Annotated in this window: 9 protein-coding genes; 7 read left to right on the top strand and 2 right to left on the bottom strand. The window is 69.5% G+C overall.

Annotated features, from left to right (window positions below; translation table 11 throughout):
* Positions 1-19: 19 nt before the first annotated feature.
* The gene (purH, locus tag FHU39_RS12705; RefSeq protein WP_183320725.1) at positions 20-1,627 is read left to right on the top strand and encodes a bifunctional phosphoribosylaminoimidazolecarboxamide formyltransferase/IMP cyclohydrolase; all 1,608 of its coding nucleotides are present in this window, start codon (positions 20-22) and stop codon (positions 1,625-1,627) included.
* An 87-nt stretch (positions 1,628-1,714) separates the two neighbouring features.
* Here the strand turns inward: purH and FHU39_RS12700 are convergent, their stop codons facing one another.
* Positions 1,715-2,140: a cyclic nucleotide-binding domain-containing protein gene (locus FHU39_RS12700; RefSeq protein WP_183320724.1), complete on the bottom strand. Its 426-nt coding sequence runs from the start codon at positions 2,138-2,140 to the stop codon at positions 1,715-1,717.
* A 136-nt stretch (positions 2,141-2,276) separates the two neighbouring features.
* On the opposite strand from FHU39_RS12700, the gene FHU39_RS12695 reads away from it, so the two are divergent.
* Genes FHU39_RS12695 through FHU39_RS12670 form a run of 6 tightly spaced genes read left to right on the top strand, consistent with a single transcriptional unit; the run spans position 2,277 to position 13,169 of the window.
* On the top strand, positions 2,277-5,366 hold the full coding sequence (locus FHU39_RS12695; protein WP_183320723.1) for an adenylate/guanylate cyclase domain-containing protein: 3,090 nt from the start codon (positions 2,277-2,279) through the stop codon (positions 5,364-5,366).
* A gap of 22 nt (positions 5,367-5,388) precedes the next feature.
* A complete protein-coding gene (locus tag FHU39_RS12690; protein ID WP_183320722.1) occupies positions 5,389-8,484 on the top strand; it encodes an adenylate/guanylate cyclase domain-containing protein in 3,096 nt (1,031 codons plus the stop codon).
* A complete protein-coding gene (locus tag FHU39_RS12685; RefSeq protein ID WP_183320721.1) occupies positions 8,481-11,591 on the top strand; it encodes an adenylate/guanylate cyclase domain-containing protein in 3,111 nt (1,036 codons plus the stop codon). The genes FHU39_RS12690 and FHU39_RS12685 overlap by 4 nt, the downstream gene beginning before the upstream one ends.
* Before the next feature lie 2 nt (positions 11,592-11,593).
* Complete coding sequence (locus FHU39_RS12680) at positions 11,594-11,998, top strand: secondary thiamine-phosphate synthase enzyme YjbQ (RefSeq protein ID WP_183320720.1); 405 nt, start codon at positions 11,594-11,596, stop codon at positions 11,996-11,998.
* 38 nt (positions 11,999-12,036) lie between these two features.
* Positions 12,037-12,897, top strand: coding sequence for a bifunctional methylenetetrahydrofolate dehydrogenase/methenyltetrahydrofolate cyclohydrolase (locus FHU39_RS12675; RefSeq protein WP_183320719.1), 861 nt, complete (start codon positions 12,037-12,039; stop codon positions 12,895-12,897).
* Positions 12,894-13,169, top strand: coding sequence for a DUF3017 domain-containing protein (locus tag FHU39_RS12670; protein ID WP_183320718.1), 276 nt, complete (start codon positions 12,894-12,896; stop codon positions 13,167-13,169). The genes FHU39_RS12675 and FHU39_RS12670 overlap by 4 nt, the downstream gene beginning before the upstream one ends.
* A 34-nt stretch (positions 13,170-13,203) precedes the next feature.
* On the opposite strand, the gene FHU39_RS12665 is transcribed toward FHU39_RS12670, so the two are convergent.
* Positions 13,204-14,133 carry an endonuclease domain-containing protein gene (locus tag FHU39_RS12665; protein WP_183320717.1) on the bottom strand — a complete coding sequence of 310 codons (930 nt, stop codon included), beginning with the start codon at positions 14,131-14,133 and terminating at the stop codon, positions 13,204-13,206.
* Positions 14,134-14,282: the final 149 nt, after the last annotated feature.

Raw genomic sequence — 14,282 nt, 5'->3', positions numbered from 1 at the left:
CACCCTCGCGAGGAGAGTCATGTCCGAGCCGCAAGACCGCCGCCCCATCCAGCGCGCACTCATCTCCGTCTACGACAAGACCGGTCTGGAAGACCTGGCCCGTGGTCTGCACGAGGCCGGCGTCGAACTCGTCTCCACCGGTGGCTCCGCCGCCCTGATCGACGGCCTCGGCATCCCGGTGACCAAGGTCGAGGACCTGACCGGTTTCCCCGAGTGCCTCGACGGCCGCGTCAAGACCCTGCACCCGAAGGTGCACGCCGGCATCCTCGCGGACACGCGCGTCCCGAAGCACCTCTCGCAGCTCGACGACCTGGGTGTTGCACCGTTCGAGCTGGTCGTGTCCAACCTCTACCCGTTCCGCGCGACCGTCGCCTCCGGGGCCACCCCGGACGAGTGCATCGAGCAGATCGACATCGGTGGGCCGTCGATGGTGCGCGCGGCGGCCAAGAACCACCCGAGCGTCGCGATCGTCACCTCTCCCGACAGCTACGCTGCCACGCTCGAGGCGGTCGCCGCCGGAGGCTTCACCCTGGAGGAGCGGAAGCTGCTGGCAGCCAAGGCTTTCCAGCACACCGCCGACTACGACAACACGGTCGCCAACTGGCTGAGCAACGTGTATGTCGACACCAGCGACGGCACCGGCTTCCCGAACTGGTCGGGTGCGACCTTCGACAAGGCGCAGGACCTCCGGTACGGCGAGAACCCGCACCAGGGCGCCGCGCTCTACCGGCACTGGCGCCCGGGCATCGCGTCGGCCGAGCAACTCTTCGGCAAGGCAATGTCGTACAACAACTACGTGGATGCCGACGCGGCCGTGCGGGCGGCATACGACCACGGCGACCAGCCGACCGTCGCGGTCATCAAGCACGCGAATCCCTGTGGCATCGCAGTGGGTTCGGACATCGCGGACGCGCACCGCAAGGCGCACGCGTGCGACCCGATGTCGGCCTTCGGCGGCGTGATCGCCACCAACCGCCCGGTGACGGTCGAGATGGCCGAGACCGTCAAGGACATCTTCACCGAGGTCGTGGTCGCCCCCGACTTCGAGCCCGGCGTCGTCGACATCCTGAGCAAGCGCAAGGCGATCCGGCTGCTGAAGCTGTCGTCGCAGGACGCGCAGCAGCGTGACCCGGTCGAGATCCGCTCGATCAGCGGCGGCATGCTGATGCAGCGCATCGACAAGGTGGATGCCGTGGTCACGGACGAGGACGGCAACGTCACCGGCGGCGACGACGCAGCCAACTGGCGTCTGGTGTCGGGGGAGGCGGCGGACGACGCGACGCTGGCGGACCTGCAGTTCGCCTGGCGGGCGATCCGCGCCGTGAAATCCAACGCGATCCTGCTGGCCTCCGGCGGTGCGTCCGTCGGTGTCGGGATGGGTCAGGTCAACCGTGTCGACTCCTGCCACCTCGCGGTCGACCGGGCCGGTGAGGAGCGGGCGCGCGGCGCGGTCGCAGCGTCCGACGCGTTCTTCCCGTTCGCCGACGGGCTGCAGGTGCTGATCGATGCAGGCGTGAAAGCCGTTGTCGCGCCGGGTGGTTCGCTGCGTGATCAGCAGGTGATCGACGCCGCGAAGGACGCCGGCATCACGATGTACTTCACTGGCACCCGGCACTTCGCGCATTGAATGAACGGGCGGGAGCAAGCTCCCGCCCGTTCATTCAATGTCACTGAGTCTTTTCGCGCCGCTCCTCGTCGGGCGTCCCTCGCGAGCTCAGTTGTGCGCGGCCGCCTCGACCTTGCGCAGCCGCGCGACCAGCGTCTTGAGCAGGGCGGTGGCGATCTCCGCGTCGCCGCGGACCAGCGGCATGAACGCCATCGGTGACAGTGCGAACGTCTCGACACCTTCCGGACCGGCGGTGATGGTGGCCGAGCGGGGTGCGCCGTCGATCATCGACAACTCGCCGACGTAGTCGCCGACACCGATCTGGCCGCGCTGCTCGCCTCCGACGATGACGTCGGCCGAGCCGGACAGCACCACCCGCAGTCCGCTCTCCTTCGCGCCCTCGGTGATGACGTTGGAGCCGGGTCCGCTGCGGAAGGTCGAGCCGCTCTCGGCGATCTGCGAGATGGCGGCCGGGCTCAGACCCGCGAACAGGTCGATGCCCGCGAGGATCTGCTTCAGCTGCGCGCTTGCCATGGAGGAACCCCTTCAGAAATGACACCAGTCCGGTAACTGAGCCAACCTAGCAGCGCAGCGCCGCCGTCGCCGCCGGAAATCACCGCACCGTCACCTTTCCGGTACCTGTCGGCCGCTGACGGTAGATTCGCCTCCCGTGACGACATGCGCTCGATGTGGGGCCGAGCTGGCGGAGGGGGTGCGCTTCTGTTCGTCCTGCGGCGCTGCCGTGGCCCAGGGCGGTCTGCAGGCGCCGGTGCGCAAGCACGTGGTGATCCTGTTCTGCGACATCGTCGGCTCGACGTCGCTCGGCGAAGGCGCTGACCCGGAGGCGTTGCGCGAGCGTCTCGCACGCTACTTCGACGCCGTTTCCAAGGTCATCTGGGAGCACGGCGGCACGGTCGAGAAGTTCATCGGCGACGCCGTGATGGCGGTCTTCGGGGTGCCCGACACGCGTGAGGACGACGCCGTCCGTGCGGTGCGTGCCGCGGGCGGCATACATCAGGCGGTTGCGCAGCTGTCCGGTCTGCACGTCCGGATCGGCGTCAACTCCGGCGAGGTCTTCGTCACCCACCAGCCGGACGGGCAGTTCTCCGTCACCGGAGACGCCGTCAACACCGCCCAGCGGCTGGAGGCCGCGGCCGGCACGGACGAGACGTATGTCGGTGACACCGTCGCCGAGCTGGTCCGCGACACGATCGTGCTCGACGACGTCGGCGCGATCCTGCACAAGGGCAAAACGGTGCCGCAGCAGGTGTTCCGGGTCGCCGCCGACCAGGACCGGGCGCGTGAGGTGCGCGAGCCCGCTTTCGTCGGCCGGTCAGCCGAGTTGGCCGACCTCACGGCGCTGCTCGAGCGAGCCGCGGCGCGCAGGGAGGGCTGGTTGCTGACGTATGTCGGCGACGCCGGCATCGGCAAATCCCGGCTGATCCGTCAGTTCGCCGCGGGCAGCGACGGCGGGCTTCGCGTCGTCGTGGGTGCCGCCGACGCGATGAGCACTGCTGCCTTCGCACCGTTGGCGAGCTGGCTGCACAACCTCGACGGTGAGTGGGAGTCGTATGCCGAGCAGCTGCTCGGCGACGCCGCGGCACCGGTGCTGCAGCGACTGCGCTCCGCGGTGGGTCTGTCCGATGTCCAGACCTCGGTGGAGGACGTCGTCTGGGCGGCGCACACGCTGCTCGGCGCGCTGTGCGAGACGTCACCGGTGGCGTCGGTGTGGGACGACCTGCACTGGGCGACCGACGCCCAGCTCGACTTCGTCGCCCAGCTGGCCGCCGCCTGCCGCAATCTGCCGGTGCTCACGATCTGTCTGGCGCGCCCGGAGCTCTTTGACCTCAAGCCCGGCTGGGGCGGCGGACGCAAGTCCCGTGTCGAGGACGTCGTGCCACTCGACGACGAGGACGTGCTGGCCATCGCGGCCGAACGGATCGCGTTGCAGGACGGCGACATCGACATCGTCGCGGAAGATCTCGTCACCCGGGCGGACGGCAATCCGCAGGTCGCGCAGCTGCTCGCGCAGTCGGCCGCGGCGGGCGAGGCCCTGCCCGCCTCGGTCACCCAGCTCTACGAAGCGGCGCTCGATCGGCTCGCGACCGACGAGCGGTCGCTCGTGGAGGCCGGTGCCGTCTTCGGACGGCGGTTCCCGCTGGCCCCGGTCGGAGCGATCGCGGACCTTGCTGATGCGGCGGCCGTCGTCGACCGGTTGCGTGCTCGCAACGTGCTCGAAGTGGCCGGTGAGGACTACCGCTTCTCGCAGGCCGTCTTCATGCAGACCGCCTACCGCACGATGCCGAAACGCACTCGGATCACTCGGCATTCAGCACTCGCCGAATGGATCGCGCAGCACCGCGAGGAGGTAGCCGCCGACACTGCCGCACTCGTCGCGTCGCACCGGGTGCGGGCCTTCGAATTGTTGCGGGAGATCGATGGTCCCGCGGCCGAGCTGCAGGTCCTGCAGGAAGAGGCCGCCGACGCGGCGATGGAGCAGCTGGTGTCCGTGCAACTTCGTGGGGACCCCTCGCTGCCGGAGGCCATCGACACGGCCCTGGCGACCCTGCCGCGCGGCGACGAACGGCACCTGGAGGTCGCCTACGCTGCGATCCTGGCGCGCAACAGCGGCGCGTTGGCCGAACGCTGGCGCTCCTGGCTGGACCAACTCGACATCGCCATGGCGCAGGACGCGACCTGGCAAGTGGTCCGCATGGCCCCACGGCACCTCATCGAGATGCGCACCGGGGGGCTCACCTTCACGCAGGCCCGCGATGACGCGTCCGGCATGATCGACCGGCTGACCGCCATGGGCCGCGTCGATTCGTTCGCGACCGAACTCGCGGCGGTCTGTCTCGGGCAGGCCGATGCGGATCTGGGCAACCTGCAGGCGTGCCATGACCTGTGCGTCGAGCGCACCCGCGCAGCCGCCGACGCCGGACGGCAGGTACCGCAGCGGGTCTGGCTCAACTTCGACCTGCAGATCTCCTACAGCGGCACCACCCCACTGGCGACGGTGGTCGCGGACGCACAACGGTTGCAAGTGGTTGTCTCCGGCCAGCGTGGACTGTGGGGTACGACGACCGCCGTGCTGGCAGTGGCGTTCGCCTGCCGGGGGCGGTTCGAGGAGAGTCGGCGCCAATGGTCGGCGCACCAGCGCACCTTCGAGGGTGCGGACCGCAAGGAGACGGTCTACGACCTGCAGCACTTCCACCAGACACTCGCGGCAGAGGGCAGAATGGCCGAAGCCGCCGACTACGCCGCGAAGCTGGGCCGGCGGGTCGCTGCGGAGACAGTGCTCGCCAGCGGCAACGGTTACGCCGTGTCCCTGCTGGGATCGGCAGCACAGTGGGCTCTGTTCGCCGGCGACCTACCGGCCTCCCGGCGCCATGTCGCCGACGCGGTGGCGATCGAGCTGCCGGAATCACTGCGCGCAGTACATGCAAATACGCGGGCGTTCACGTCCGCCGTCGAGCACGCGCTCGCCGGCGACCGGGCAGCCGCTGTCGAGCAGATCGCGATCGGGGGCAGCATCGATCGCCCCGAGGAGAGCCTCGCGGTCGCCGGCTACCTCCAGGTCATCACCGCGATCGTCGAGCACCTCCTCGGCGACGAGGCCGCGTCTCGCGCGGCGGCCGGCGCCGCCAAGGCCGCCTTCGACGCCAAGGGTGCGGTCGCGCTGCGCGACCAGGTCGACACGTGGGTCGGCAACGCCGACAAACTGCGCGCCATGGGCAACCACCAGCCGGTAACAGGTTGACCCACCGGGCAAGATGGCTGATGTGAGAACGTGCGCGCGGTGTGGTGCCGATCTGCCGGACGGCGCACGCTTCTGCGCCTCGTGCGGTGCGGCTGTCACCCAGGGCGGTCTGCAGGCGCCGGTGCGCAAGCACGTGGTGATCCTCTTCTGCGACATCGTCGGCTCGACCACCCTCGGCGAGTCCGCGGACCCCGAGGCCCTGCGGCAGCGGCTGGCACGCTACTTCGACGCCGTGTCACGGGTGATCTGGGCGCACGGCGGCACGGTCGAGAAGTTCATCGGGGACGCGGTGATGGCGGTGTTCGGAGTGCCGAGCACCCGCGAGGACGACGCGGTCCGCGCGGTTCGCGCCGCGGGCGGCATACATGAAGCTGTTGCCGAGTTGTCCGGCCGGTTCGAGCAGGAGATCGGCGTCGGGCTGCACGTGCGCATCGGCGTGAACTCCGGCGAGGTCTTCGTCACCCATCAGCCGGACGGGCAGTTCTCGGTGACCGGCGACGCGGTCAACACGGCGCAGCGGTTGGAAGCGGCCGCGGGCGAGGACGAGACGTATCTCGGCGACACGGTGGCCGAGTTGGTGCGCGCCGACATCGTCCTGGACGACGTCGGCGAGATCCTGCACAAGGGAAAATCGTTGCCGCAGCATGTTTTCCGGGTTGCGACCGACCAGGATCGGGTCCTGGAGGTGCGCGAGCCGGCGTTCGTCGGCCGACAGGCGGAGCTGGACGATCTCGCCGCGGTCGCGGACCGCTCGGCGGCCCGTCGGCAGGGGTGGCTGCTGACGTATGTCGGAGACGCGGGCATCGGCAAGTCCCGGCTGATCCGACAGTTCCTGGCGGGCCGGGAGGAGCGATTGCGCGTGGTCGCAGGCAGTTGCGACGCCATGAGCACCGGGGCGTTCGCACCGCTCGGGCGGTGGCTGGACGGCCTCGCCGACGACTGGCACGGGTATGTCGAGGAGCTGCTCGGCGAGGACGCGGCGCCGGTGCTGCAGCGGCTGCGCTCCGCGGTCGGTCTCTCGGACAGCCCGACGTCCGTCGAGGACGTCGTCTGGGCCGTCCGCGCCGTTCTCGCCGCGATCTGCGACACCTCCCCGGTGGCGTCGGTGTGGGACGACCTGCACTGGGGCACGGTCACGCAGCTGGACTTCATCGGCCGGCTCGCTGCGGCCTGCCGGACCCTGCCGGTGTTGACCATCTGCCTGGCCCGGCCCGAGCTCTTCGAGGTCGACGCGTCCTGGGGTGGCGGCCGCAAGGCGCGGGTCGAGGACGTCGAACCGCTCGACTACGACGAGATGCTCGCGGTGGCCGCCGAACGCATCGCCCTGCAGGCGGGCGACGCAAACATCACCGCCGAGGATCTGGTGCAACGGGCCGATGGCAACCCCCAGGTGGTGCAGCTGCTGGCGCAGTCCGCGGCGGCCGGTGGCGCGTTGCCGGCCTCGGTCACCCAGCTGTACGAGGCCGCGCTGGACCGACTGGGTGCGGACGAACGTGCGGTGGTGGAGACCGCAGCGGTCTACGGCCGGCACTTCCCGGGTGAACCGGTGGCTGCCGTCGCCGACGTCGCGGAGCCCGCAGCGGTGCTCGACCGGCTGCGCGACCGCAACGTCTTCGAGCTGACGGGTGACGGTGGTTATCGCTTCGCGCAAACGGTCTTCATGCAGACCGCCTACCGCACGATGCCGAAACGTACTCGCATCACCCGGCATTCGGTGCTCGCGGACTGGGTGGACGCCCATCGGGACCTGGTGCGCGCCGACGCCGTGTCCCTGATCGCCTCACATCGGCAGCGGGCGTTCGATCTGTCGCAGGAGATCGACGGATCGCTGACCGAGCGCCGAACGCTGCAGGCGCTGGCGGCGGACGCTGCCACCGAGTCGTTGCGGGCGATGCGGTTGCGGGGCGATCCGGACACAGCGCGTGCGATCGATCGGTTGCTCGACGTGCTGCCCGCCGGAGATGCTCGGCACTTCGAGCTGGCCCATGTGGTGGTGCTGGAACGCACGGACATCGCCGACCTGAAGCAGTGGAGCGGCTGGCTGGACCGGCTGGACGCGGCCATGGCTGCCGACCCGGTGTGGCAGGTGGTCCGGACGGCGACCCGACACTGGGGCGCGGCGCGCGGTGGGGACCTGACGCTGGACGAGATCCGTGCCGAGGGCCGGCGGTTGCTGACCCGCCTCGACTCGTCGAGCGAGGCGGATCCATATGCAGTGGACCTGGTGTCGATCTACCTCGCCGAGGCGGAGGCCGACCTCGGTCACCTGGCGACGTGCCACGAGCTGTGCCTGGTCGGCGTTGCCCGCACACGGGAGCACGGACTCGCGTTCAGCGAGCGGATGTGGCGCAATTTCGACCTCCAGGTCGCGTATGCCGGCTCGACCCCGACCGACGACGTCGTCGCGCAGGCGCGCACCCTGCAGGACCTCGTGTCCGGGCACCGCAACATCTGGCGCACCACGACCGCCGTGCTGGCCGGTGCGTTGTCCATGCGCGGGGACCTGGATGAGGCACGCTCGTGGTGGACGCAACTGCGGGCGGATCTACAGGACGTGCCGGCCCGGCTGCGCGCCTACGACCTGCAGCACTACCCGCGGTTGCTGTTGGCGGACGGGTCGCCGGCGGAGTCCGCCCGCTACTGGGCGGAGCGCGCTGCCGAGACCGAGCTGCCGAGTTTCGTTGCCAGCATGCTGGGTTCGGCTGCACGGGACGCGATCTTCGACGGCGACCTGGACTTCGCGGTCGAGTGCTGCCGCCAGCTCGTCGCGGTCGAGCTTCCGCCCGGTCTGGCGTTCCTGGAGGACGTGAACACGGCATACATGCTCGCCGTGCAGTGTGCGCTGCGTGGTGACCGGGTGGGGGCGTTGCACCAGATCACCGTCCCGGCGCAGGTCGACCGGCCCGAGGAGAGCCCGATCGAGGCGGCGTTCATGCACGCGATGACCGCGATCGTCGAGCGCCTGCTCGGCGATGACGCCGCGTCGCAGGTCGCAGCGGATCTCGCGCGCGCGGCGCTGACGGACAAGGGCGCGGCGGCGCTGGTGCCGCAGGTCGACCTGTGGGTCGGCAACGCCGACAAGCTGCGTGCGGACGACTGGAAGAATATGGCCTCGTGATCACCTGTTGGCGTTGCGGATTCGAGTCCCCGGCCGGGACGAAGTTCTGCCCGAACTGTGGTGCGGCGCTGGCCCAGGGCGGTCTGCAGGCCCCTGTCCGCAAGCATGTCGTGATCCTGTTCGTCGACATCGTCGGGTCGACGAGTCTGGGCGAGTCACTCGACCCGGAGGCGCTGCGTGCCGGCCTGGCACGCTATTTCGACGCCGTCTCCCGCATCGTGTGGAAGTACGGCGGCACCGTGGAGAAGTTCATCGGTGACGCGGTCATGGCGGTCTTCGGCGTGCCTGCGACCCGGGAGGACGACGCCCTGCGGGCGGTGCGCGCGGCAACGGACATCCACGCGGCTATGCACGAGCTGTCGGGCCGGATGCGGGCACAGCTCGGCCAACGGCTGCGGGTGCGCGTCGGGGTGAACTCCGGCGAGGTCTTCGTGACCCATCAGCCCGACGGCCAGTTCTCGGTCACCGGCGACGCGGTCAACGTGGCGGCCCGCCTGGAGGCGGCCGCCGGGCCGGAGGAGACGTACGTCGGCGACACGGTGGCGGATCTGGTCGGCACCAAGGTGTCGCTCGACTTCGTCGGGCCGATCACCCACCGCGGGAAGACCGAACCACAGGACGTCTACAAGGTCGCCGACCACGAGCGGCGCCCCGGCGAGATCCGGCGCAGCCCGTTCGTCGGGCGGGAGGCGGAGCTGCGTGACCTGACCGCCATCGCGGATCGGTCCCATCGGCTCGGGCAGGGCTGGTTCGTGACGTATGTCGGGGAGCCGGGGATCGGAAAGAACCGGCTGGTGGGGCATTTCGTGGATGACCGGGACGGGCTGCGGGTGCTGCGCGGGACGGCGCAGCCGCTGGGTACCGACGGCAACTACGGCCCGCTCGCCAAGCTGTTGTCCGCCGTCGGCGAGGACTGGACCGAGACGGTGAAGGGGATGTTCCCCGAGCGCACCGCCACGGCGATCATCCGGAGGCTGGAGTCGGCCACGGCCAGGTCGGAGGAGACCACCTCGACCGAGGACATCGTCTGGGCCGCCCGCAAAGTGCTCTCACGCCTCGCACTCAATGGCCCGATCGCGGTGTGGTGGAAGGACATTCACTGGGCGAGCGATCCGATGCTCGACCTGATCGAGCAGTTGATCGAGCCGTTGCTGACCTACCCGGTGCTGACCATCTGCACCACCCGCCCCGAACTCTTCGAGCGCCGCCCGATGTGGGGTGGCGGCCAGCAGTCCCGTGTCGAACCGGTCGACCCGCTGTCCGCGGACGAGCTGCGCGAGATCGCCGCCGATCGCGTTACTGAGATCGAATCAGCCGCAGCCGAGTCCGGGCGTTCCGCGGACACCGCTCTGGATGCGCTGATCCGGCGCAGCGACGGCAACCCCCAGGTCTTCGAGGTGTTGCTCGACTCGATGTGCGACGGGGAGGAGCTGCCCGTGTCGGTGCACACCCTGTTCGAGGCGACTCTCGACCGGTTGACGCCGATGGAACGCGCGTTCTGTGAGGTCGGGTCGGTCCTGGGCCGCGAGTTCTACGCCGAGGCGGTCGGACCGGTCCGCACCGCCAACCCGGACCCGAAGGACACCGGAAACGACGTCGCCAGCCGGCTGCGGCAGCTGAACATTCTGGAGATCGGCGACCAGGACAACTCGGGCTTCACCCGCTACCAGTTCGCGCAGTCGATGCTGATGGAGACCGCCTACCGCACGCAGGCCCGACAGGTCCGCTCGGAGCGGCACCTTCGGGCAGCCGACTGGCTGGCGGAAAACGCTGACAAGCTTGCCGGTTCGCAGCGGCTGGCCATTGCCGAGCACGTCCGCAAGGCGTACGCCGAGATCGCCGCGGTCTCGTCGGACACCGCGCTCGTGGCGAGTGTCCGTGACCGGGCCGCCGTGGCGTCGTTCGACGCGGCGGAGGAGCTGGACCTGCGCGGTGAGCCGGACACACGAGCGGCATACCTCGACCTCATCCCGTTGTACGCCGACGGTGACCCCAGGCTGCACGACGTCGCCCATCGCGCGTTCATGCGCTCGGACCACATGAACCTCGCCGAGGTCGAGGAGGTGGTGCAACGCTGCGACAGGAAGCTCGACGAGTCGCCCGCGTGGCTGGTGCACCGGGAAGGGATCCTGCTGGCGGGACGGTTGCAGACGGCCGCGACCACGCCGCTCGAGGGCATCGCTGTGAGCACGGAACTCGTCGGCGACACAGCAGGATTCGAGGATCTTCCGTCCGTGTCGCTCGACGTCGGCTGGGCTCGCGTCATCGCGTACGGCCTCGCGGGCCGGATGACCGAGGGGCTCGGCGAGGTCAGCAGGCTGACCGAACTCGCCGCGCAGGTGGAGGACCGGCCGGTCCGTCGGAAGCTGACCTTCGCCCGCGTCGAATACGCCATGTGGAGCGACGAACCGGTCGGACAGGTGCTGCAGGACGTCGACAACGCGATCGCATCCGGTGGTGCGCAACGGGAACGCGTGCTGCAACTGCTCCCCCTGCGGGTGTGGCTGCGCGCCATGCAGGGCGACCGTTCCGGCGCGACAGCGGACTGGGACCAGGTCAAGGAACTGTCCAGCGGGGCCGACTATCTGGCCCGCGAGACCGACCGCTGGGCGATGGCGCTCTACAGCTTCGGCGATGCCCGCCCTGCGGCCGAAGCGTTGCAGGAAGCGCTCCCGCGGCTCGCGCCGATCGTGCAACTGGACAACACGCTGTGGATCGTGCGGCTGCTGTTGCGCATCGGTGATCTGGACGCGGCGCTCGAGGTGTTCGACGGTGATCTGGAGGCGCCGACCCTGGAGGACGACGGCTACAGCCCGGGGTTGCGTGACTCGGTGGTCGCGCAGTTGCTGGCCGCCACCGGCAACCCCCGGCTCGCGCTGCAGCGGGTCGAGCAGGCACGTGCGGCGATCGCCGGTATGTCGATGCCGATCATGGTGGCCGAGCAGGCGGTCGACCAAGCGGTCACCCACCTCATCCTGGATGACCAGGCGGCGTCCACGGCCGCCGCGGACCGGGCCCGGCACGCCTACCGCCGTAAGGGTGCCGACATCATGGCCGACCACGTCGACGACTGGCTGGCGGCGGCGGCCGGCTTGAGGGGCAGGTGAGCATGCGCACCGAGACACGCGAGTTCCGCACCGGCGACAGGGAAGTCGTCCTCGACATCACCCGCGAGTGCGCCGAGTTCGCCGCCGCGGGAGAGGACGGACTACTGCATCTCTTCGTCCCGCACGCCACCGCCGGCATTGCGATCATCGAGACCGGTGCGGGCAGCGACGGCGACCTGCTGGCGGCGCTGGCGGAGCTGCTGCCAGCGGACGACCGGTGGCAGCACGCCCACGGCAGCCGGGGTCATGGCCGGTCACATGTGATGCCCGCGCTCGTGCCGCCATACACAACGGTCCCGGTGGTCGGCGGGCGCTTGGCGCTCGGCACCTGGCAGAGCATCTGCCTGGTGGATCTCAACGTGGACAACGCGGTCCGCACGGTGCGTTTCTCGACCATTCCGGCGTGACCGACCGGCGCTCACACCGACATGAAAAGATGAGCGCCGTGACAGCGACTCTCCTGGACGGCAAGGCCACCCTTTCGGCGATCAAGGACGAGCTGCGGGCGCGTGTCGCCGCGCTCGCCGAGCGGGGGATCGTGCCCGGTCTCGGCACCGTCCTGGTCGGGGACGACCCGGCGTCGACCTGGTATGTCGGGGCCAAACACAAGGACTGCGCCAGCATCGGCATCAACTCGATCCGGCGCGACCTGCCGGGGACGGCGACCCAGGCCGAGGTGGAAGCCGTCATCGACGAACTGAACGACGACCCGGCATGCACCGGATTCCTTGTCCAGCAACCGACCGGTCTGGACGAATTCGCCCTGCTGTCAAAGGTTTCCCCGGACAAGGACGTCGACGGGCTCCATCCGGTCAACCTCGGCAAGCTGGTCCTGGGGGAGGAGGGCCCGTTGCCGTGCACGCCCATCGGCGTGATCGAGTTGCTCCGTCGGTATGACGTGCCGCTGAACGGCGCCGAGGTCGTGGTGGTGGGCCGCGGCCTCACGGTGGGTCGGCCACTGGGGCTGCTGCTGACCCGGCGCAGCGAGAACTCCACCGTGACGCTGTGCCACACCGGCACCCGTGACCTGGCCGCGCACACCCGCGCCGCCGACGTGATCGTGGCCGCCGCCGGCGTGCCCGGGCTGATCACCGCCGACATGGTCAAGCCGGGAGCTGCGGTGCTGGACGTCGGGGTCTCTCGGGTGGACGGCCGGATCGCCGGCGACGTCGCGGCCGACGTCGCGCAGGTCGCCGGTCACCTCACCCCCAACCCCGGCGGGGTCGGCCCGATGACCCGCGCCATGCTGCTCACCAACGTCGTCGCGGCCGCGGAACGGCAGGCAGCGCTGGTGGGCGCCGCGTGACGCGATTCGGTCTCGGACCGCTGTGGTGGTTCGTCATCGTCGGCAGCCTGCTCGGCCTGGGTGTCATCGCGACCGGCGCGGTGCGCGGCGGCGGCTACGTCCTCGCGGCCGCGCTGGGCCTCGCCGGGCTCGGACGGCTGGTGTTGTCCGAGAAGGTCGCAGGGGCGCTCGTCATACGATCGCGTGTCCTGGACGGGGCGGTGTTCCTGACCCTCGCCTGCGCGCTCGCGTTGATCTTCACCGTCGTGAAGCTGACGCCGCTGCCCGCCTGAGCATGTCCCGAAGTGCCGACGGTTGGCCCGTCAGTCAGCCGAAATGACGTTTCCAACCGTCGGAAATCGGCATTCTCGGCCCGCCTGCCACAACGACTTTGTCGGTGATGCGCTGCAGGACACGGCGCGGATCTGCATACATCGCGGACGAGGTGACGATGACGAAACGCCATCCCATTTCCTCCAAGACCTCGCGCCGGAGGATGTCGTTGTTCCACTGCTCGGACCGCTCGACGTGGTGGCGTCCGTCGAATTCGATCGCGACCTTCAAGTCGGGGTAGCAAAGGTCGAGCTTGCGCTTCCGTCTGCTCTTTGGGTCGCGGACCACCTCGTTGACCTTGGGTTCGGCCAGTCCGCCGCTGACGATGAGCAGCCGGAGTCGGCTCTCGTTGGGGGATTCGACATCTGTGCGCACGAGCTGGGCGACCTCCCGCGCACGCTGCGCTCCATGTGCAGAAGAGTCGGCAACGAAATTCTTGAGGTATGTCGGGCTGCAGCCAGACCGACGTACCAGTGAATCGCCGAGTACGAGCAGGTCCATGAACTCGAGCGATCGCGCCATGTCCAGATAGGTCTGACCTGCCGACGTCGTCCGAATTCCGTTGAGCACGACGAGGTCCGGTGGGTTCGTGTAGAAGCGGAGCGAAATGCCGTCGTGTTGCGACTTGGTCCGGACGCGTGTGCCCAGGTGCAGGTCGGAGGCGGGTGGGGTCACTCCACCGAGCTGTCGGGCAGCACTGTGCTCGGCCACGAATGTCGCGCTTGGCACGGTTCGCAAGGCGAAGGCGAGTTGCTCTGCGTATGTCGGGTCCGCGCCGATGTTGACGTACACCCCTCGAAAGAGTCTGCGGTAGCCGTCGCGGGAAAGGTCGCGTTTGGTGAGGCCGGCGGCATACGCCTCTGCTGTGGTGAATATGTCCGGCAACTCGTCGGCAGGGTGTCGGAGCGGTGCTGGGGAGGTCATCGGCATACCGTCGCAGGTTGGGCGGATGTCCCGCGGAACTTATCCACAGGGTCGGGGGCGGGCCTCAGGGCGTCCCGAAGTGCCGACGGTCGGTCCTCCGGGACGGGGTTGTGCCCCACGGGTGTCCCGAAGTGCCGACGGTCGGTCCC

The organism is Flexivirga oryzae, from assembly GCF_014190805.1.
GTDB lineage: Bacteria > Actinomycetota > Actinomycetes > Actinomycetales > Dermatophilaceae > Flexivirga > Flexivirga oryzae.
The sequence above is the reverse complement of the archived record's forward strand: the minus strand, read 5'-3'. Positions and strand labels throughout refer to the sequence as shown.

Bases quoted from the DNA above. Each gene is read 5' to 3' on its own strand.
- purH (WP_183320725.1), top strand. From the start codon at position 20: ATGTCCGAGCCGCAAGACCGCCGCCCCATCCAGCGCGCACTCATCTCC.
- FHU39_RS12700 (WP_183320724.1), bottom strand. From the start codon at position 2,140: ATGGCAAGCGCGCAGCTGAAGCAGATCCTCGCGGGCATCGACCTGTTC.
- FHU39_RS12680 (WP_183320720.1), top strand. From the start codon at position 11,594: ATGCGCACCGAGACACGCGAGTTCCGCACCGGCGACAGGGAAGTCGTC.
- FHU39_RS12665 (WP_183320717.1), bottom strand. From the start codon at position 14,133: ATGACCTCCCCAGCACCGCTCCGACACCCTGCCGACGAGTTGCCGGAC.